General features: G+C 68.5%; 2 protein-coding genes. Both read left to right on the top strand.

Annotation, left to right across the window (positions count from 1 at the left end; translation table 11 throughout):
• Window positions 1–182: 182 nt before the first annotated feature.
• A complete protein-coding gene (locus MKK64_RS22060; protein ID WP_147844623.1) occupies window positions 183–569 on the top strand; it encodes a hypothetical protein in 387 nt (128 codons plus the stop codon).
• Between the two features lie 3 nt (window positions 570–572).
• A complete protein-coding gene (locus tag MKK64_RS22055; protein WP_187274983.1) occupies window positions 573–716 on the top strand; it encodes a hypothetical protein in 144 nt (47 codons plus the stop codon).
• The last annotated feature ends 445 nt before the right edge of the window (window positions 717–1,161 follow it).

Here is a 1,161-nt window from a genome sequence, read left to right as displayed (position 1 = left end):
CGTCCCGCCCCGAGGCGTCCAGCACCGGCCGTTTTCGTCGCGTTCGATCGCACGGCCGGTGCAGGTCGACCAACGGGTCGCGTCCAAGCTTGGCGACGGCGGCGTCCATCCGCCTACGACGCACATTGTCCCGCCGGTCGGGAGCGCCCGTTTCCCGGCGCAGGTCTCCGAGGGGGAAATCGATGCCCGGCGACCTCGCAGGTCTTCTCGACGGCTCGGCCAACTGGATCGCCGACCGAACCGGAACCAGGCTGGCCCTTCCCCTTCTCGGCGCCCTGGCCGGTTTTGCGGCCGCGGCTCTGCGACTGTACTTCTCGCATCGGCGGAGGCGGATCGAACTCGAGCCCGATCTCAGGAAGCTCGAGGCCAAGCGTTGGAATGAGCACATCAAGCTCTATGGCAGCTTCTCGAACACGCTGGGGATCGCTATCGTAGGTGCCGCCTTCATCGTACCCTACGTCAAGGATCACAACTGGCCGCAGGGCGAAGCCATCTGGTGGATGCTCCTCGGCGCCGCGCTGCCCGCCTCCGGGCAGTTCGTCATTCGGTTCATCCAGAGCGAGAGTTGAGCGATGCCCGACACGAATCTCCTCCTTCTGCTGGTCGGCGTCGTCATCGGCGGGGCCGTGGGTTTCTTCGCTCTCGGCAGCCGGGCGTTCCGCCCGCGCGGCGCGGAACAGGGCTCGGCCAGCAAACCCGTCTCTGCGCATCGCTGATCCGCCCCCCGGCTCAGACGGGCAACAGCCTTCATCCATCCAGGCGACGGTGAATCCACCCCAACTTCCCTCCCCCCTCTGCGGGGAAGGGTGAGCCTCGCGTCAGCGAGGGTCGGAAGAGGGGAGCGACAGTGCCGGATGCGGCGCTCCCCTCTCCCGACCCGCTTCGCGGGCCACCCTCCCCCGCACCCAAGTCGGGCCCGCCCGATTTGGGCACACACGGGGCGGATCTCGGGCAGGCACGAGATCCGTCGGGGGGGGAGGGAGAGGCGCTTCCGCTTCGGTCGCGGCGCAGGACGTCTGCTTGCTGAGCCGCCGGCCCGCATCCGAACCGGCGAAAACCGCACCCTGTGCGCCACCCCACACCGGCCCCGATCACCGCCGGTGACGCAGACCATGCCGGTAGTCATGACGGCTGCATCGGAATAACGGCCGGCAGTGAAGG

It is taken from the genome of Methylobacterium sp. E-025, from assembly GCF_022829705.1.
Classification (GTDB): domain Bacteria; phylum Pseudomonadota; class Alphaproteobacteria; order Rhizobiales; family Beijerinckiaceae; genus Methylobacterium.
This window is presented reverse-complemented; position numbering and strand designations above follow the sequence as displayed.